General features: G+C 61.6%; 17 protein-coding genes. 5 read left to right on the forward strand and 12 right to left on the reverse strand.

All coding sequences use genetic code 11. The features are described 5' to 3' along the window. Positions 1–132: 132 nt before the first annotated feature. Genes AAF358_00395 through AAF358_00405 form a run of 3 tightly spaced genes read right to left on the reverse strand, consistent with a single transcriptional unit; the run spans position 133 to position 2957 of the window. Positions 133–471 (reverse strand): hypothetical protein, encoded by a 339-nt coding sequence (locus AAF358_00395; GenBank protein ID MEM7703976.1) that lies wholly within the window; start codon positions 469–471, stop codon positions 133–135. Next, positions 471–1580, reverse strand: a complete 1110-nt coding sequence (locus AAF358_00400) for a class I SAM-dependent methyltransferase (protein ID MEM7703977.1) — start codon at positions 1578–1580, stop codon at positions 471–473. The genes AAF358_00395 and AAF358_00400 overlap by 1 nt, the downstream gene beginning before the upstream one ends. 15 nt (positions 1581–1595) lie before the next feature. Then, positions 1596–2957: an MFS transporter gene (locus AAF358_00405; protein MEM7703978.1), complete on the reverse strand. Its 1362-nt coding sequence runs from the start codon at positions 2955–2957 to the stop codon at positions 1596–1598. A 122-nt stretch (positions 2958–3079) separates the two neighbouring features. On the opposite strand from AAF358_00405, the gene AAF358_00410 reads away from it, so the two are divergent. Then, positions 3080–5305 (forward strand): TonB-dependent receptor, encoded by a 2226-nt coding sequence (locus tag AAF358_00410; GenBank protein MEM7703979.1) that lies wholly within the window; start codon positions 3080–3082, stop codon positions 5303–5305. 48 nt (positions 5306–5353) lie between these two features. On the opposite strand, the gene AAF358_00415 is transcribed toward AAF358_00410, so the two are convergent. Next, entirely contained in the window at positions 5354–6541 is a 1188-nt protein-coding gene (locus AAF358_00415; protein ID MEM7703980.1) for a serine hydrolase, read from the reverse strand. A 113-nt stretch (positions 6542–6654) separates the two neighbouring features. Between AAF358_00415 and AAF358_00420 the strand changes: the two genes are divergently transcribed. Continuing rightward, positions 6655–7215 (forward strand): carboxymuconolactone decarboxylase family protein, encoded by a 561-nt coding sequence (locus AAF358_00420; GenBank protein MEM7703981.1) that lies wholly within the window; start codon positions 6655–6657, stop codon positions 7213–7215. Between the two features lie 24 nt (positions 7216–7239). On the opposite strand, the gene AAF358_00425 is transcribed toward AAF358_00420, so the two are convergent. The 7 genes from AAF358_00425 to hemB form a co-directional block, all read right to left on the reverse strand. Continuing rightward, positions 7240–7977: a hypothetical protein gene (locus AAF358_00425; protein MEM7703982.1), complete on the reverse strand. Its 738-nt coding sequence runs from the start codon at positions 7975–7977 to the stop codon at positions 7240–7242. Between the two features lie 168 nt (positions 7978–8145). Beyond that, on the reverse strand, positions 8146–8742 hold the full coding sequence (locus AAF358_00430; GenBank protein ID MEM7703983.1) for a hypothetical protein: 597 nt from the start codon (positions 8740–8742) through the stop codon (positions 8146–8148). Between the two features lie 163 nt (positions 8743–8905). Then, complete coding sequence (locus AAF358_00435) at positions 8906–10285, reverse strand: sigma-54 dependent transcriptional regulator (GenBank protein ID MEM7703984.1); 1380 nt, start codon at positions 10283–10285, stop codon at positions 8906–8908. After that, a complete protein-coding gene (locus AAF358_00440) occupies positions 10275–11696 on the reverse strand; it encodes a HAMP domain-containing sensor histidine kinase (GenBank protein MEM7703985.1) in 1422 nt (473 codons plus the stop codon). Before AAF358_00440 ends, AAF358_00435 begins: the two co-directional genes overlap by 11 nt. Before the next feature lie 139 nt (positions 11697–11835). Further along, positions 11836–12573 (reverse strand): hypothetical protein, encoded by a 738-nt coding sequence (locus AAF358_00445; GenBank protein ID MEM7703986.1) that lies wholly within the window; start codon positions 12571–12573, stop codon positions 11836–11838. Between the two features lie 64 nt (positions 12574–12637). Then, positions 12638–13432, reverse strand: a complete 795-nt coding sequence (gene aroE, locus AAF358_00450) for a shikimate dehydrogenase (protein ID MEM7703987.1) — start codon at positions 13430–13432, stop codon at positions 12638–12640. Continuing rightward, positions 13432–14424: a porphobilinogen synthase gene (gene hemB, locus AAF358_00455; protein MEM7703988.1), complete on the reverse strand. Its 993-nt coding sequence runs from the start codon at positions 14422–14424 to the stop codon at positions 13432–13434. Before hemB ends, aroE begins: the two co-directional genes overlap by 1 nt. A gap of 142 nt (positions 14425–14566) precedes the next feature. Between hemB and AAF358_00460 the strand changes: the two genes are divergently transcribed. Continuing rightward, complete coding sequence (locus AAF358_00460; protein ID MEM7703989.1) at positions 14567–17113, forward strand: EAL domain-containing protein; 2547 nt, start codon at positions 14567–14569, stop codon at positions 17111–17113. On the opposite strand, the gene yihA is transcribed toward AAF358_00460, so the two are convergent. After that, positions 17090–17740 carry a ribosome biogenesis GTP-binding protein YihA/YsxC gene (gene yihA, locus AAF358_00465; GenBank protein ID MEM7703990.1) on the reverse strand — a complete coding sequence of 217 codons (651 nt, stop codon included), beginning with the start codon at positions 17738–17740 and terminating at the stop codon, positions 17090–17092. The two genes, AAF358_00460 and yihA, sit on opposite strands and share 24 nt — an antisense overlap. 131 nt (positions 17741–17871) lie before the next feature. On the opposite strand from yihA, the gene AAF358_00470 reads away from it, so the two are divergent. Together AAF358_00470 and AAF358_00475 are read left to right on the forward strand one after the other, a co-directional pair. Further along, positions 17872–18501, forward strand: coding sequence for a c-type cytochrome (locus tag AAF358_00470; GenBank protein MEM7703991.1), 630 nt, complete (start codon positions 17872–17874; stop codon positions 18499–18501). 148 nt (positions 18502–18649) lie between these two features. Then, a complete protein-coding gene (locus tag AAF358_00475) occupies positions 18650–19339 on the forward strand; it encodes a thiol:disulfide interchange protein DsbA/DsbL (protein MEM7703992.1) in 690 nt (229 codons plus the stop codon). Positions 19340–19368 lie beyond the last annotated feature (29 nt).

Below are 19368 nucleotides of genomic sequence, written 5' to 3' on the forward strand. Positions count from 1 at the left end.
CGCTGGGGGGTGTCAATCGGGTCTGCCCTCCCGATCAACTTCTGGCGTAGCAGAAGAGTGTTCGGCGAAAGGCGTCAGACCTTTAGCGGGCTGCGGTCGAATCACCGCCACACGGTGGGGCGAACCCATTGATCAGTCGAGGTTTTTGTAGACCTCGTCTTCGCTGGTCGGGTTATCGGTTCGGGCCACGCTGTCCAGGGCGGCCTCGATCGACACCATCAGCCGAGCCATGAAAGCTTCGCGGGATTCGCGTCGTTCCCCGGCTGCCGCTTCGTCAGGGTGAAACGCGCTTAGCGCGTCTCGGTCGAGCTGTCCCTGTGACGCCAGCAGGCGCTCCAGCGCGTCCAAACGGTCGCGGGTGACCGAGAGTTCACTGGCGAGCGACAGCACCAGGCCCAGCAGATGGTCGGTAGCGGGGTCGTCAAAGTAGCGGGGCCGAAGGCCTTTGGGGCTGGTGGGGAAGGAATCCATCAGGCCTGCCCCAGCAGAATCGGCCAGGCCAGTGGCCGTTCGGTATAGTTTCGCTGAGCTTTGCTGAAGCCGCCGTCGTTGGCCGTCAGTTTCACGCGCTCAGGCGAAAAGCCGCCGGCAACCGCTCGCGAGGGCAGATCGATGTGCGTGATGCGCCGAGCGAAGTACTCGTTGTTGTTGTAGGTCTCCCAGGTCGACATGTACTGATCGAAAGGACCAACGCCGCGCGGAATCTCCATGTGCAGCATGTATCCACCCGGCCTCAGCAGCCGGCGGCACTCGGCCATGATGTTGTCGATGGCCGGTCTGGATGTCTCGTGCAGCATGATGTGCGAGACGATCAGGTCAAAATGCTGATCAGGAAAGCGGGTCGCCTCGGCGTTGCGCTGTCGAAAGTGCACCCGCTGCCCCTTCTCCTCAGCGCGCAGATGGCCGTAGCGTAGACAGGGTGCGGCAACGTCGATCGCAAACACCTCCGCATCCGGGAAAGACTCTGCCCACGGCAGCGTGCTGTTGCCCACCGCACAGCCCATGTCCAGGATCCGCTGAGGCTTCAGGTCCGGGATCTCCTGTTTGGCTGCGTCGATGAGCATGTGGCCGAGGCGATCGCTGTCGGGCCCCAGCGCGCCGCCGATATAAATAGGCAGGCTGGTTTCGTAGAGAACGCCGGCCGTGACGTCGTCGGGACACGTATCGCTGTGATAGCCGCCCGGCTGGAGATGAATATCCACGGTGCTGTGGTAGGCCGGGATCTCAAGCTTAGGGTCAAGCTCCAGGCTGCCGCCGGCCTCGCCGGGCACGGCGCGGAAGTTTGCCACCAGCGCATCACGCTGGCGCAACGCCGGGGCCGCAATCGACTCCCACATCATCTCCTGACTGCGTCGCTGCAGGGCGCTCCAGAGCCGATAGCCCGGGTCCGGATCCATGATCGATTTCACCTCATCAATCGATTCGGGTTCTCGGCCATGGCGTTCGACGAAGGCTGGCTTCAGCTGCTGCTCGTAGATGCGAGCCGTCGCCGGCTGGATCGCTCGCGCCAGGTGTGAGCGAAAAGCGCTGACAAAATCCTGGCGAGCCTGCTCATCGTGGGTTGTTTTCGGTTGGTACAAGAGACGTACTCCCTTTCACTGCCAGCTGGACGATTCCGCCACGGCGTCGCGGTAGGGTTTCAGATTAAGAAACAGCACCACGGTGGAAAACACCGCGCCGACGCCTGAGACCCAGGCGATGGAATAGCGCAGGGCGGACTCATCCTGGTAGATAAAGTCGGTAATCAGCGCCACGGCGGTTGGGCCAACCGTGAGACCGAGGATGGAGATCACAAACAGGTACACCGCCGACGTCTGGCCCCGCATCTGGTTGGGCGTGATCATCATCAGCGCTGAGGCGCCGGTAGCCGTTGCCATCGCCGGACCGATGCTGGCCGGTACGAGCATGACCATGGCGCTGGTCGCCGTCGGCATTAGCGGCATCAGCGGCGCCGTCACCAGGGTGATCAACACACCCGTCAGGACCGTGCGCAGGTGGGCGTCGGGATAACCTTTCTGATAGAGATAGTCGGCCAGCCACCCGGCGGCGTTGACCCCGAGCGGGCCGGCGATCAGCAGCAGGACGCCGTAGCTGTAGCCAACCTGTCCGATCGACCAGCCAAAGGTTCGAATGAACATGGTTGGGACCCAGGAGAAGTACGCGTAGCCGACGATGGTCACGACCGACATGCCGACAAACAGCTGACCAAAAACCCGCTTTCGTTCGAGCAGGTAACCGATGACAAACTTCAGCGGGAGCTTGTCAGGGCCGCCTCTTAGCATGCCGCGGCGGCGTGGCTCGCGTACGGTGGCCATGAGGAGCGCCACGCCGAGGCCGGGCAGGCCCACGAGCATAAAAACCAGCTGCCAGGGTCTCACCGCACCGACCACGGGCAGCATCGTGTCGCCGCCGGCTGAGGCAAAGCCGATGACGGCGCCGCCGAGAATCATGGCCATACCGGCGCCGACCGAGACCCCCATCTGATAAAAGCCGATCGCGCGTCCGCGCTTGTGCTGCGGAAAATAGTCAGAGATGAGAGACAGCGCGCTGGGCGTCAATGACGCCTCGCCGACGCCAACGCCCACCCGCGCAATAAACAGCTGCACGTAGCCCCGGGCGAGCCCGCACGCTGCCGTCATCAGACTCCATACCGTGATGCCCGCAGCGATCAAGGCGCGCCGGCTGGCGCGATCGGCCAGCCGACCCAGGGGAATGCCCATCAGCGTGTAGAACACGCCGAAAGCCAGCCCCATCAGCAGGCTCATCTGCGTATCCGTCAGCCCAAGATCAGCTTTGATCGGCCCAACCAGCAGCGCGAGGATCTGGCGGTCGATAAAGGAAATCACGTACGCGAGGGTCAGTACGCTGACCACGTACCAGGCATAGCCGGAGGACGGATAGTCGTCGTCGACAGGTGTATCCCGCAACGCAGATTCGGTGGCGGAAGGGGTTGTCATGGGCAGGCCTTAAACTCAATCAGGTCATCAGTTTACTTGGATTTGCTTAGATCTTATGTTCGTATAGCGAAGTGTCAGAATTGCTGACCCTCCCTCCAATCACTCAGGGCTGTTGTAAAATTATGAATAAGAAACAAATTCTGGCTGCTGCTATCGCGGGCTGCCTCAGCTTCCCCCTGTACGGACAATCGATCGAGGAGGTGCTGGTAACCGCTCAGCGCCGGTCGGAAAGCGTGCAGGATATTCCGGTGGCGGTATCCGCTTTTACCAGCGAAACCATGGAGCGGCTGGCGGTCACCGAAACGATGGACATTGCCCGGCTGGTGCCGAACTTCCTGTCTCAGAACAATACGGGGCTGGGTACAGCAAACGTTTACTCGCTGCGCGGGCTGAACAACACGGAGTCGATCGCCACCTTCGATCCGCCGGTTGGCACCTACATCGACGACTTTTTCATTCAGCGGCAGAACGGCAACAACTACGCCCTGTTTGACATCGACCGGGTGGAGGTTTTGCGCGGTCCACAGGGTTCGCTGTTTGGCCGCAACACGACCGGTGGCGCTGTGCGCATGATCCTACGCGATCCGGCCGAAGAGTTTGGCGGTAACGCTGAAATCGGCTTCGGCGCTTTCGGTAAGCTTGTCGCCCGCGGCTCTGTTGACCTACCTGTGTCGGAAAACTTCCGGCTGAAGCTGTCCGCTTACTACGTAGAGGACGATGGTTTCGTCGACAACCTGACCACCGGCGAGGAAGACCTCAACTTCGAAGACAATAAAGGCGTTCGGGCACACTGGATCTGGGATATCAATGACCAGCTCAGCTGGAACGCATCGCTGACCTATATCGATAACGAACATGCCAACATGTTCAACTTCGAGTCTGGCGGCGACCGCTTTACCCGAACCGGCCTGACCGAAGCCGGGTCCCCGGTGCGCGATCTGGTGGTTGGCAACAAGGGAAACCTGCCCCTCGGCAACCAGACCGACTCACTTCACTTCACGTCAAACCTGGGATTTGCCACCCGCTGGGGTGACGTGGAGGTGCTAACCAGCTATCTCTCGCTGGACCAAGATTTCCTGCTGGACTTCTTTGAGGGACCCTTCGCGTCCGGTGGTTTCACCATTGCCAATGAAGGCAGCCACGATCAGTTTACGCAGGAGTTCAAGCTGTCCGGCTCCACCGAAGACGGTCAGTTCGATTACGTCGCTGGTCTGTTCTACTTCGACGAGGACAACGAGACCGACTACGCGCAAATCTTCAACCTGGGCGCCATCGGCCTGTTCCTGCCCGGCGGGTTCCCGCTCATTCAGTACGACCGGATTCTTGATAACACCACGGAATCCTGGGCTGTTTACGGCCAGGTTGACTGGAATTTTGCGCCGGACTGGACGCTGACACTTGGCGCGCGATTCACCGAGGAAGACAAGGATCTTGGTATTCGCGATAACGGCAACCCGGGTGCCGGCGCCATCATCAATAACGTTGACCTGGATGCCGCTGGCGTTCCGCGGACGCTAAATGAATCGCAGTTTACGCCGCGAATCGCCATCGAAAATCAGCTGAACGAGGATTTTATGTGGTATGGCTCGATCACCACTGGCTTTAAGTCGGGCGGATGGAACGCACGAGGGACGGCGGCAGAGACGCTGCAGCCGTTCACAGCTGAGGAGGTCACCAACTTTGAGCTCGGCATGCGCTCGGAGTGGATGGACAATTCGCTGCGATTCAACCTGACGGCGTTCCGGGCGGACGTCGAAGACTTCCAGCTTCCGTCAGCCTTCATTAACAGCGCGGGCGCTATCGAGTTCATCACGCAGAACTTCGCCGACCTCGATACCCAGGGTCTGGAGATGGAGCTGCTCTGGCTCCCTACGGAAAACATGACCTTGTTTGCCAACGCCGGTTTGCTGGATTCTGAGTACAGCAACCTCGACCCGTCGATTGTCGCTCAGCAGCAGGTTTGCCAGACGACCGGCGAGCAGTGTGCGCAGGGAATCGTCGATCCGCGCGGCAACATCGCAGATCCGGTCCGGGCACCGGACTACCAGCTTACCGTCGGTGGATGGTACGACTACCCCATCACGAGCAATTTGACACTGACGCCGAGCGTAACCGTGACGGACTATGGTGATCACAACGTCGGTACGGCCGGTGAAGATTTCGGTTTGGTGGATGGCTACACGCTGCTGAACGCCAGCCTTACCCTGGCCAACGAGCAAGACAACTGGCAGCTTAGCTTGGAGTGTGACAATTGCACCGACCGGCTGCAGGTGGTTTCGGTCTTGGCGGGCTTTACCTACCTGAACGACCCGAAGTTCTGGCAGCTGTCGTTCCGCAAAAGCTTCTGACCGGACCTTTCGGTTAACGCGAAAAACCCCGCCTCGTGCGGGGTTTTTTTATGGACCGGTAAGGGCCCGGGTCAGCAGGTTTGGAATCCGGGAGACATCCCAGGTTTGGGGTGGCCACTGACGTGCCGCCCGGACGATCACCAGCTCCAGCGAGGGGATCACCCAGACGTTCTGGTACCCGTGTCCAACAAACGCATAGATGTCGTCAGCGACATAGGGTTCGGAGCCCCACCAGGTATAGACATCGGGGCCGGGGTGATTGCCGATATGCCAGAGGCTGCCGTTGCCCAGCCAGATTTGATAGCCATAGCCTTCGCTGGTCGCGGCCGGCTGAAGCATCTGATCGACCCACGCCTCGGGCACAAGCTGCTGGCCGTTCCAGCGGCCCCCGTTCAGCATCAGCTGCCCGAGGGACAGCCAGTCGACGGGGCGGGACAGGATGCAGCACGACTTCATCACGTGGCCGCCTGGCTCATCCTGATACATGGCGGCGGGGCCAAGCCCCATGGGCTGCCATAGCCGTAGCGACAGGAAGTCCTGGTATTTCATGCCGCTTGCGCGTTCGAGCGCAAGCCCCAGAAGGTTGCTCTCGTTGTTGTTGTAGTCCCAGCGGCTCCCCGGCGGGTCGACCTGCGGGAGTTTCAGCGTCCAGTAGTCAAAATTGGTGCCGAAGTGCTGAAGCACCCCTTTGGACCAGGGCACCGGCGTGTAGTCTTCCGAGATCTGGGCCAGACCGCCGGACATCTGCAGCAGATTCTTGATGGTGATTGCGCCGCGAGGGTCGTTTTCCCATTCGCTGACGTAGCTGCCGACCGGGTCGTCAACCGACCGGATCACGCCTTCGCTGACCGCTACCCCGACGGCCATGCCCAGCACCGTCTTGGACATGGACTGCGGATTAAACCAGTCGTCGCGCTGGAAGCCATCCCAATACCGCTCAAATTCAATGACCCCGCCGCGGGCGACCAGCAGCCCGAGAGATCGCTGGGCCTGTGCGTAGGCGGCCGCCTGCTCCAGCGCCTGCGGCGGAATCGTGGGTCGATCGGTGGTCGGCAGTTCAATCAGCTCGCCGGTATCCAGCGCGACCACGGGATCAAACCACTCGATCGGTGTGGTCAGCGGGTCGGCACCCAGCGATAGATAGCTCACGTAGCGCTGCACAAACCGCCAGTTGGCGGCGGCGGCAACGGCCAGGGCCAGAAAGAGTACACCTACAGCGATCGCCAGCTTTTTCATGGTGCTAGCTTTACGGACAAAATCATGGCGCAGATCATACCAGCGGAGCGGGCGCCGGAAGTGGGTCTACTTTTCAGCTATGGTTGGGGCCACAATCATTTACGGAGCAAACCATGGCGCGCCTTCCTGTCGCTGATATTGAAACGCTGGATGAGGCAGCTCGTGCCAACCTGCTGGCCGCCGAGAAGATGCTCGGGTTCAGCCCCAATGACGGGCTGCTGATGGCCCACAACCTGCCGCTGATGCAGGCGTTTCTAAAGCTCGTGCAGACGATCTATGCGCCGGGAAAAGTCAGCCAGGAGCTCAAGCGCCTGCTGGGCCTGATCACCAGCGCCGCCGCGGGGTGTCAGTACTGTCAGGCCCATACCACTTTCTCCGCGCATCGCCTCGGCGTCAGCGAAGAAAAGCTGCGGGACGTTTGGACGTTCGCCGAGAGCGCGCTCTATAACGACGCTGAACGGGCGGCGTTGACGGTGGCGCTCAAGGCGGGCCAGTCGCCCAATGGCGTCACCGACCAGGATTTTGCCGCGCTGGGCGAACATTTTGACCTGGACGCACAGCTGGAAATTGTCGCGGTCATCTCGATGTTTGGATTTCTGAATCGATGGAACAGCACGCTGGCCACCGACCTCGAAGCGGCGCCGGCGGCGCTGTGGACTCAGGTTGAGCGCTGACGAAAGGCGGTGGCCCGCCGGCCTTTAGTTCTGGCTGTCGGGGTCCTCGGCTTCTTCTACGCCTTTGTCGTCAGCGTCTGACGTTGCGGCGGCTTCCGGGTCCTCGTCCAGCACCTCAAAATCTTTGTATTCGACGCTGGTCACGACATCCAGCAGCTGCTGCTCGAAGGTGTTGATGTAGCCCAGGTATTCGTCGCCGCGTCCGGCAAAGCGGCCGCCGACGGTCGTGATCCGGACCGCGCTGGCGAGGGAACCGGTGCGTGAGCCGGTGAGCTCGCGCTTCTGCTTGCGAACCCATTTGGCGCGTTTTTCCAGCGCCTGAAAGTCGCCGAAATCGGTCTTCAGCTCGCGGGCCAGATCAAGCGCCGCCTGCTTTTCTTCGGGCGCCAGCAGGCCCATGATTTCGCGGCGCGTTTTCCGGAATCGGCCGTCTCCTCGCTCGTCAGCCAGCAACGCCCAGGCTGCGCCTTTCACGCGGTCCACGGCGACGCCGATACCGGCAAAGTGCATGAGCGCCAGGTTGAATTGGGCTTCCTTATTGCCCCAGCCGGCGGCGAGCTGAAACTGTTCCTGGGCGTGCGTGTTGAAGCCGTCCTTGTAGGACCGGACCGCGGCGCGATAGTGCACGATGTCCGGATAGTCCTGAATACCCTGCATGACCCGGTCTCCCAGATCACCCTGAGTGGTTTGCGCGGTGACGCCCGCGCATAGCAGCACGGTCAGCAGTAGGGTGGTAAAGCAGTGGCGCGTTTGGATATTCACGATTTACAACGGGTTATCGGCAGCTTTTGGCCAATTTGCCAGCGTCAGACCGTCGGTGAATGTGCCGTCGGTCCCGCTTGCCGGAAAAAACTGCCGCCAGCGATGGCTGGCGGCAGTTCTTGCAAGCTTTGGGGACGAACGGCTTTTGGTGCCGCTCAGATCCTGAGATCACTCTTCGTTGTCGTCCTCGACCGTTACAACGTGCTTCTTAATGATGATGACTTCCTGATCGCCGTCACCGTCGAGGGCGCTTTCCACGTCCACCTGGATATCCATCCCTTCGGTGTGTTCGTGAATCAGCGCGGTGATTTCCTCTTCGCTCAGCGAGTCGCCCTGCGTGTCTATCACGACGCGATGGGCGCTCGAATTGATGACCTTAATCTCTTTGTCACCGTGCTCAATCCAGACGTTCTCGCCGTCCAGCAGCGCCTCACCGTCCGACAGAAAGACGTGGCTGCCGTGTGCACCCTCCGAATGGGCCATCACGTTGGGCAGCTTGACGTCGATCACTCGACCACCCACTTCCATTTCCAGGCCGTCAGGGTGCCGGGTCACCAGCACCTCGTTGCCGCTTTCCGTCGTGAAAACCTCAGACTGTCCCTCAGCAAGGTTTTCGATGGTGACGGTTTCAGAAATGCCGTCATCAGTCTTGACCTTAATCTTGAGGGTTTCCCGAACCTCGGCAAAAGCGATGGTCGCGCTGAGGGTCAGGGCCAGCAGGCCGGCGATACCAATCACGGGGTTCAGCAGAGTAAACAGATTCATCATAAGCTCCTATGGTGTTTGTGCGTGGCTTATTGCAACCGCCGTGCCACTTTCTTGCCCGCCAGAAAACGACGATTTCGGCCAGTTTGCACCCTCGAGATTCCCCATTTGCGCCATCGATTCCCCAAATGGGGACAAGCCTTCGGGTTCTGAGGCCGCCATCTTATTCCTCCTGGCCGAGGCCATGTTTTCCCAGACGATAGAGAAAGGCTTTATAGGGCAGACCCAGGAGCTTCGCCGCCCGGGCGCGATTGCCGCTCGCCATGGTCAGAGCCTGGCTCAGCGCCGCGTGCTCCAGGGCCTCCCAGTTGACGCCTTCGGGCGGCAGCGTAAAGCCGCTGCCGGCGGGTGTGGACGATCGAAAGCTGGCCGGGAGATCGTCCGCGGTGACCTCGCTGTCGTCCGCCAGAAGTATCAGGCGTTCCACGACGTTGCCCAGCTCCCGGACGTTGCCGGGCCAATGGTGGTCGACGAGCCGGCGTCGTACCGATCGCGGAATGGCGGCAGGCTCAAGGTTATGCTGCCGCGCTGTTCGTGCGACAAAATGGTCGATCAGCGCCGAGATATCTTCGCGACGTTCCCGCAGCGGTGGCATCTCGATGGGAACCACGTTGAGCCGATAGTAGAGATCCTCACGAAAGCGCCCTGCCGCAACCTCCTCTTCCAGATCTCGGTTTGTGGCGGCGATGATTCGCACGTCGGTGTGGATCTCGCTGTTCCCACCCACCCGCGTGACTCGCCCCTCCTGCAGGGCTCGAAGCAGCTTTGGCTGGATCGCGAGCGGGAGTTCACCCACTTCATCAAGAAACAGCGTGCCGCCGCCCGCGGCCTCAAATTTGCCTATGCGTCGCTGGTGGGCACCGGTGTACGCGCCCTTTTCTGCGCCCAGAAACTCCGCCTCCATCAGCCCTTCGGGAATGGCGCCACAGTTGACCGCCACAAACGGACCATCGTTTCGGCCGGACAGGGTGTGAATCGCCCGGGCGGCGAGCTCTTTGCCCGTACCGCTTTCGCCGCCGATCAGCACCGAGGCCTGGGTGTCGGCAATCTTTTCGATGCGCCGATACAGCCGCTGCATGCCGGGTGCTTTGCCCACGAGATCGACCAGCCGATCGCGCTCGCCGACCTCTTCGGCCAGGCGCTGGTTTTCGGCCTGCAGATTTCGCGCCCGGAGCGTTCGCTCCACCGCCAGCAGCAGCGCCTGCCGCTCAAACGGTTTGCTCAGATAATCGTCGGCGCCGGCGCGAATCGCCTCCATGGCGTGAGCGATGCTGCCGTAAGCGGTGACCATGATGAAGCTGCTGTCCACGCCGCTGTCGCGAAGCTCCCGCAGCAGCGACAGACCATCGCCGCTTTCCAGCTTCCAGTCCGAGATGATCAGCTGGGGTGCTTCGGCCTGGCCCGCCGCCAGCGCCGCCGCCTGGCTGGCCGCCTGGGTCACCGTAAGGCCCAGGTCGGTCAAGATGTCCGTCATCAGCTGGCGTTGAGCCGGCTCGTCTTCAACTACCAGCACGCTACCCGTGTACTGACCGTTACTGCTCATCGCCACCCACCTGTCGGGCATTGAGCGTAAGCGAGGCAACGGTTTGGCCGTCTTCGTCGCGGCTCAGCGACACCTCGCCGCCGTAGTGGGATTCCACAAGGCGGCGCGTCAGATACAGACCCATGCCCGATCCGTCAGCTTTGCTGGTTGTGTGCGGCAGGAAAAGACGGTCCGCGACCTCGGGGTTGATGCCGTCACCCTGGTCGAGCACCTGAATCAAAGCGCCGTTGTCTCGAGAGGCTAGGGATACGCGGACCTGCTGCCCGGCGCGGCTGGCCTCCACTGCGTTGACCATCAGGGCCTGCACCATCGCCCGGAGTTCTCCGGACACCCCGCTGAGTTCCAGCGGCTCGGCGGCATCGATCGCAATCTCCACGCCGCTGTCACCCTGCATCAGCTCGAGCGCAACGTCTCGGATGACGGCCCGCAGGTCCACCGGTTCACCGACCGCCTGGGTGGCGCTTGCCAGGGTGAGAAAGGAGCGGATGCGAGCGTCGATGCGGTTGATCTGACCTCGCGCCTCCGTGGCCAGCCTCCGGCTTTCTTCGTTGCTGACGTGGCCGGTGGCAAGGCGGTCGATGGTCAGGCCGATGCTGTTGAGCGGATTGCGCAGCGAGTGCGCCAGGCCGCGACCGATCTCTCCAAGTTCCGACAGGTAGTCCCGATCGGCCAGGCGCGCACGCGCAGCGGCCAGCTCTTCGAGGTCACGCGACATCTGATTGAAGGCGCTAACCGTGTCTTTGAGCTCGGAGACCGCGCTGCCGGTGGCCACCTGTACACCTGGCTCGCCTTGCCCGACCGCCCGGGCCGCGCTGCGCAGTTCTCGGAGCGGCTGAGCGACTCTCTGGGCGATGAGCAGCGCGCCGAGTACGCCGAGCACCAGCAGGGCCGCAAGACCTCCGGCCAGCCGCTGGGAATGTTTTTGCAGGGCCTGCTCCACGCCAGCTTTGGGGATCGGGATTCGCCGATCGAGGGTGTCGCTGACCAGCCGGAGATCGGCGTTGCTGGACTCCCAGCTAAGCGATTGGGTCGCGGCTTCAACCTGCAGCGCTCGCACCTGGGTCAAGGATGGTTGGCGCGGCAGCTGCAGGAGCTGCGCCGGCTGGTCCTCGACCTGCACGGCGATCCGGGTGATCTGTTGCCCGACCTGTCGGTGCCCCGTGCGCACGATCTTGCCGTCGTCATCCTCGACAATGCGTTCCACGAGCACTACCACGTCGCTGTTTTCTTCCGGCACGGCGAACTCTTCGTCATCGATCACTTCAAGCAGCGATTGGCCGACACCCAGCGCAAGCTGGTCCAGTTCGTTGGAGAGTTCAGCCGCCAGCCAGCGTGAGCCCAGCCCGCCCAGCGCAAGCATCACGCTGAGCAGTGCGGCGATGAGAATCAGAATGCGGTTTCTTAGGGTCATGGCAAATCCTAAGCAACGATTGTGCCATGGATATCTCTATCGTCGGGCCAACATACGTCCGTGCAGGGCGTCTAAGCGGCATCGCGTAACCGCAGTTCCGAGTGTTAAGAGAACGCGCGGGTTAAGCCGCGCGGATGGGCTATTCGGCAGTCAATCCGCCGCTAATAACTTTCCGTTCGGCGTGCGGAAAGCTGATGTCGACGTCGTAGTTTTTCATCTTCTCGTTGCGCAGATTGGACATGCCGTCATATTTCAGCAGGGTCCTTTCTTCGACGTCGTAGAGCACCACAATCGGGTCGACCAGCCAGCGAAGCAGGCCGCTGGCGGGCTCCATTGTGAACTCAACCGCGTCGCGGCCCTCGTGCTCAAGCTCGCCGGTTTTCTTGACGCGAAACTTCACCGTGCGTGTCTGCGCCGGCACCAGAAAGTCGAACTTGACCGGCTTGCCTGTCACCAGCGTGCTCCAGTCGTTCTCGATAACGCGGTCAAAGCCAGCATCCGCTACAAACTGGTTCTTCTTCAGCATGTCGCTCTTGAGATTGCCTGGTGCAGCGCTGAAGACCTCAAGACCGCCTTCTGTTTCACGCAGGCCCTCGCTGTAGTTGCGCAGCGTATCTTCCAGTGTAAACAGTGGCCGACGCGGGTTATCGCGAAAGTCGAGCACCTTCTGGGCAAAAACATCGCCCTCCGGCGCCCGATAGCGGATGATCTGGCTGGTGGTCTTACCGTCCTCGACCGTTTTCTCGTGCTCTTCTAGATACAGGAGCTCGCCGGTTTTTGCGTCGGTGGCGTAGCCGGTCATCGTTTTGACGATGGTCTCGGCTGATGCTGAAGCGCTCAGGAGAAGCGCGCTGATGAACAACGTCCATTTATTCATATCTTTATCCTAGTCCCCGGCCAGCGACAGCCTGCCTTTTTTTGATGAAGCCCAGATGAATGCTTCAACCGCCTCCCTCAGCCCGCAATTCTGCCAGAACCGGCGCTGTTTTGGGCTGAACGCCGCGCCAGATCGCAAACGATAGTGCCGCCTGCTCCACCAGCATCCCCAGGCCGTCGCGGACCTGACAGCCTCGTGCCTGGCCCCACGCCAGGAACGGCCTGGCGGCCGAGCCGTAGCTAAGGTCGTAGCACCAGCTGCCCTCCCTCACTAAGCATATCGGCAAATTCGGCATTTGCTGGTGGCCGGCGGCGGTGCTGTGAATGACGCCATCGAAAGGCTCTGCGGACGCCAGTTCCTCCCAGTGGAGCGCAGAGGCGCCCGACTTTTCCGCGAGTCGCTTCGCCTTTTCGTAGGTTCGGTTCGCGATCACCAGGTTGCTGACCCCGGCGTCCATCACCGGCGTGACGATGCCCTGCGCGGCACCACCGGCGCCGAGCAGCAGAACGCGCTGACCCGCCAGCGAGAAGTGTCCGTCGATGTCCTTGATGAATCCGCCGCCGTCCGTGTTGTCGCCGCTAAGCCGCCCATCCTCGCTGCGGAAGACCGTGTTTACCGCGCCTGCGGCGGCCGCGCGGTCGCTGACGTCCGTCAGAAGATCAAACACGCGCTGCTTGTGAGGGAGGGTGACGTTGAAGCCGGCCAAGGCTGTGTCGGTAACAAAAGACGCCAGGTCCGCGGGCGCAACTTCCAGCGCGTCGTAGCTGAGCTGCTGGTGAGTCTGTTCGGCGAAGCGTCGGTGGATGGAGGGTGACAGGCTGTGGCTGATGGGTTGCCCGATCACCCCATAGCTGTCCATTAACGCTCGTTAAGCCAGCCGGCGACGGTTTTGGAGAAATAGGTAAGGATCGCGTCCGCCCCGGCGCGCCGGATCGATAGCAGCGATTCCATCACCACCGCCTCCTCATCCAGCCAGCCCTGCATGCCGGCGGCTTTCAGCATGGCGTATTCGCCGCTGACCTGGTATGCCATCGTCGGCACGCCGAACTGCTGTTTGACCCGTCTCACGATGTCCAGATAGGGCAGCGCCGGCTTTACCATCACCATGTCGGCGCCTTCTTCGAGATCCAGCGCAACCTCCTGGAGAGCCTCGTCGGTGTTGGCGGGATCCATTTGATAGGTGTACTTGTCTGCGCCGGCCAGGTTATCCGCTGAACCTACCGCGTCGCGAAATGGCCCGTAGAACGATGAGGCGTATTTGGCCGAGTAGGCCAGAATGCGCGTATTACGAAAGCCGCTCTGCTCCAGCGCTTCTCGAATCGCGCCGATGCGCCCGTCCATCATATCTGAGGGCGCCACAACGTCTGCGCCGGCAGCCGCGTGGGACAGTGCCTGTTTCACCAGCACCTCAACGGTTTCATCGTTGGTGACATAACCACTGTCATCCAGCAGGCCGTCCTGTCCGTGCGTGGTGAAGGGATCGAGCGCCACGTCGGTCATCACCCCCAGCTCCGGCTGGGCGTTTTTCAGCGTCGCGACGGCGCGCTGTGCCAGGCCGTCGGGGTCATAGGCTGCTCGAGCGTCGAGCGACTTGGCCTCGGGCGCCGTGACCGGGAATAGGGCCACCGCCGGGATGCCGAGATCCACAATTTCCTGGGCTTCGGCGCTCAGCAAATCGACGCTGATTCGCTCGACTCCCGGCATCGACGGAACCGGCTCGCGCTGCTGCTCGCCTTCGCAGACAAACATCGGGTAGATCAGGTCGTTAGTGGTTAGCGTTGTCTCGCGCATCAGGCGGCGCGAGAAGGGAGCGCGGCGCATGCGCCGCATGCGGGTGGCTGGAAAGGGCATGGCGGGACTTTACCATCGCTTGCTGGACTGTCAATGCGGCGGTACGATGAGAGATTCGAGCTTGGGAAGTGCTCGTATTTCATTGATTTCATTCGGGGGAATGATGTCTCAGGGCGTTCTTGTCATAGAGCCGTCGGCGACGTTGTCGAACCTGCTGGTGCGCACGCTAAGCGCCGGCAGCTACAGCCTCACGTCCGTCACTCACGACTTCGAAGAGGCGCTGACGCTGATCAAGGACTCGGTGGAGCGGGAACGCCCCTTCGACGCGATAATTCTCGGCGTGCCGCCGCGGGTCGCCAATCCGATCAAGCCGCTGCTGAAGTTTTTGCAGCGCCAGGGTCCCGCGAACCAGATCCCGTTTCTCCTCGTGATCCACGACAAGCACGTGATCCTAGAGCGTTGGGCGGACAACCGCGGCCACAGCGCGATTGTTCCCTGGCAGCGGTTTTCCCAGATTCCGGCGATCCTCGCCGGCATGATTCCCGAGCCGACGCCTAAAAAGGCCAGCGCCAGCGACGAACCGGACGCGAGCGCTGTCAGCGTGCTGTTCGTCGATGACTCGCAGAGCGCGCGCTATGCCTACCGCCAGTTGCTGGAAAGTCGCGGCTTCCCGGTCGATGTCGCCAGCACGGTCGCCGGCGCCGAAGCGATGGCGGCCCAGGGTGACTATGATCTGATGATCCTGGACTACTACCTGCCCGACGGCACCGGTGACGAGCTCTGCCGGAAAATCCGGAACCTGCCCAACTGCGCGGGCGCCACCCTGGCGATCATCACCGGCAGCTACCGGGAAACAATCATTAAAAGCTGTCTTGAGGCGGGCGCCATTGAGTGCATGTTCAAGAACGAAGCCAAGGAGCTGTTCATCACCCGGGTCGCGTCCATCGCGCGCGGAATCCTGACCCGCAAGTCGGTGGAAGCTGAGCGCCAGCGCCTCGACGGCATCCTCGGGTCGGTGGGTGACGGTGTCTACGGCGTGAGCACCGGCGGCGAAATCACGTTCATCAATCCAACCGGTGTCCGGCTACTTGGGTACGCCGAAGAGGCCGAACTGGTGGGCGAGCAGGCGACCGATCACCTGCATCATGATGATGCGGATCACAATGACCGGCTGGAGGACTGCTACCGCAGCGGCCACGCGCTCAGCGGCATGGAAACTATGTTCAAACACCGCCGCGGCCATCCGCTGCCGGTCGAGTGCACCGTGTTTCCGCTATCGATTAAGCAGCAGCGCAAGGGTGCGGTGGTGGTATTTCGAGACATCTCGGAGCGCAAGTCGGTGGATCAGCTCCGCTGGGAGGTCTCCCACGATTCGCTGACCGGGCTCGCTAACCGGCGGCACTTCAGCCAGCACCTCGATCGGCAGCTTGAGCGCCTGCACGAGGAAGGGGGCTACGACGCGCTGCTGTGCGTGGATATCGACCGATTTCGCGATATTGTCGAATCGGGCGGGGAGGCCGAGGGTGACCGCGTGCTGGCTGAGGTGGCCGAACGCTTGGGGACTCGCCTGCGTGACCGCGATCTGCTGGCGAGGCTAGAGGCGGACCGCTTTGCCCTGTTGCTGTCGCGCATCCAGCTATCCACGCTGTTTACCATCGCCGATGAGTTCCGCGGCGTGCTCGCAGAGGTGCAGGCCGAGCGATTCGGCGTACGCCGTCCGGTCACCGGCTCCATTGGCGTCGTGATCCTGACCCGCATGACGCCGTCAGCGGAATATGCGCTGGAGCATGCGCGCATCGCCTGCGACCACGCGAAGAAAAAGGGCCGCAACCAGACGCATATCTATCTGTCTGAGGAAGACACCCGGACGGCACGTGAGCTGGAATCCGGCTGGGAAGACCGCTTTAAAGACGCCATTCGAAACGATCGCTTTGTGTTTCTGGCGCAACCCATCACGCCCATCGACTCGTCGCCGACGCTCCAGCTGGTGGACGATGCGGGCAACGTGGTGCAGGAGCAACCGCGAGAGCTGATCTTCGAACTGCTGCTGCGCATGGTTTCCCGTGACGGTCAGTGGGTGTCCCCGAACGTCTTTGTGCCGCTTGCCGAGCGGGTCAACATGGTTCAGGAGGTCGACCTCTGGGTGATCCGCAATGCGCTGATCAAGCTGGAGGAGATGGCGGAGGAAAACTACAACGTCTGCCTGACGGTCAACATCTCCAACGTGACGCTGCAGGATCTCGACGCGCTCCGGCTGATTCGCGACGTGATCGAATCCCGGCGCATGGAGCCCAACCGGCTGATCTTTGAGGTTACCGAAACCTCGGAGATGGCCAGTCTGCACAGTGCCCGCAAGTTTATGCTGGAGCTACGCAAGCTCGGCTGTCGCTTTGCGCTGGATGACTTCGGCACGGGCTTTAGCTCTTTTACCCACCTGAAACACCTGCCGGTCGACTTCATCAAAATTGACGGCATGTTTGTACAGGCCATGGTCAACGACGACGTTGACCGCACCATGGTCAACTCGATTACCTCCATGGCGCACGCGTTAGGGCTGGCTACCATCGCTGAGCATGTCGACTCGGAGGAGACCCTGGAGGCGGTGCGTCTGGCCGAAGTGGATTTTGTTCAGGGCCACTACCTGGGTGAGCCCATGCTGCTCGATACCCTCGATATCGACGCGATGCTCGAAGCGCAGACGCCGTCGGCCGCCGGCGATCAGTCGTCAGGATCCGGTGGGCACGGCTGAGGAGGTCTGCAGAGGCTCCGGCGGGCCCAGCCAGTCTTCCAGCACCTCGTAGGTTTGTTCGATCCCCGCGCGCGTGTGCCCAGAAAAGGTCTGGCAGGTCGCTCGCAGCTTGTGCTTCTTGAGGTCAGCCCGGACTTTGAGCAGCACAGCGTTCGCGGGTCCGCGCTTGAGCTTGTCCGCTTTATTGAGCAGCACATGGCAGGGTAGCTCGACCCGCTGGCACCACTTGAGGAACTGCAGGTCGAACGGCTTGAGCGGGTGCCGGATGTCCATAATCAGGATCAGCCCGCGAAGGCTTCGCCGGCTGCGAAAGTAGCGGTCCAGCTCCTGATCCCAATGTTCGCGCAGCTTTTGCGACACCTTGGCATAGCCATAGCCCGGCAGATCGATCAGGCGCTGTCCGCCGTCGAGCTCAAAGACCACCATATGCTGCGTTCGCCCCGGCGTTTTGCTGGTCCGGGCAAGTGATTTCTGGTCGGTCATTGCGTTAATAACTGTGGACTTGCCGGCGTTGCTGCGCCCGGCAAACGCCACTTCACCGCCGCTGTCGTCCGGCAGCTGGTTGACTCGGTGGGCGTTGAGGCCATAGCGGGCGGCGCGGAAGCGCTGGTATTCGTTGACGGTCATAGTCTCGCTTGTTATAAGGACCGGCTGTATTTCACGGCGGTATGACGTTACACCGGCGATCATAGACGCCGTTTTGGATATGTATGGCGGCCTCCGCAAACACCCGGCCGCATCGAACAGGAGTTTAGAGCATGTTGCCCCACCGCAAGACGCTGGCCCTTCTTTTTGCCGGCTGCGTGTTACTGAGTTCTCCGCTGGCGGCCCAGGTTGTCGGCGATTCTGCTGCAGGCCAGACGAAGGCGACGGTTTGCGCGGGCTGCCACGGCGTTGATGGTAACAGCACCTTCGGCGAATGGCCGAAGCTGGCGGGGCAGCACGAGCAGTACATCGTGCGCCAGGTCAAGAATTTTCAGTCGAAGAACCGCGACAACGCGCTGATGTATCCGATGATCGTCAATCTGACGGAACAGGACGCAGCGGATATCGGCGCCTACTTCGCCCAGCAGAAGGTGAAGCCGGGAACCGCCGACGAGTCGGTCGTCGAGGTCGGTAAGCGTCTTTATCAGGGCGGTGCCGCCGGTCGGGGAATCCCCGCATGTATGGCGTGTCACGGCCCCGGCGGTCGCGGCAATCCGGGCGCAAAATATCCTTCCGTCAACGGACAGCATGCGGTCTACACATCATCGGTCCTGACGCGCTTCCAGGGTGGCAAGGTGTGGGGTGAGGGCGAAGACGCCAACGCCATCATGGCCTCCATCGCGGGTCGCCTGACGGATGACGAAATCACTGCGCTGGCGAGCTACATCGAAGGGCTGCACTGACCTTCTGACATCCGGCCGCCGCCGAACTGGCCTTTACCGCCGCTGGTCCGGGCCAGTGGGCTTCAAGGAACCATTTGACCTGGACGGGGTCGGAGCAAACGGGAGCGCCTGCCGGCGGTGGCAGGTGACAGATCGGAGTAAAACCAACATGAGATGGATCACGCTGGCAGCGCTGCTGCTCAGTTCCGGAGCGTTTGCTCAGGTGATGGGCCAGGGCGGCGCTTACGTTCCGGGCAAAGACTACAAGCTCATCGAACCGGCCCAGCCGACCGACGACGCAACGCAGGTTGAGGTTGTTGAGGTGTTTGGGTATCTCTGTCCACATTGCGCGACCTTCCAACCCTATATCGAACCCTGGTCGAAGAATCGCCCGGATCGGGTCACGTATCAGCGTGTTCCCGTGGTGTTCCAGCGGAGCTGGGAGCCCCTGGCGCGAGCCTATTACACCGCCGAGGCGCTAGGAATTTTGGAAGAATCACACAACGCGCTGTTTCGGGCGCTGCACACCGAGCGCCGTCCGCTGCGCAACACCGACGACCTCGCCAATTTCTTCACCAGCTTTGGCGTCACTCGCGAAGAGTTCGACAACACCGCGAAGTCTTTTACGGTGCAAACCAAGCTTTCCCGCGGCGTCAACCAGGCGCGTCGCTGGGGGGTCACCGGGACACCTAGCGTGGTGATCAACGGCAAGTATCTGGCGAACGGCTCGATGGCTGGCAGCTACGAACGGCTGATTCAGATCGTGGACCACCTGGTGGCCCAGGAGCTAGCCGCTCTGCCGCCGCAGGCCGAAGCGACTGCTGAAGAAGACGCGACCCAGGCCGGATCCTCACACTGAGTGCTGGCAACGGCGCAGCGAAACACCGA

The sequence above is a fragment of the Pseudomonadota bacterium genome (genome assembly GCA_039033415.1).
Taxonomy (GTDB): Bacteria; Pseudomonadota; Gammaproteobacteria; order Xanthomonadales; family SZUA-38; genus JANQOZ01.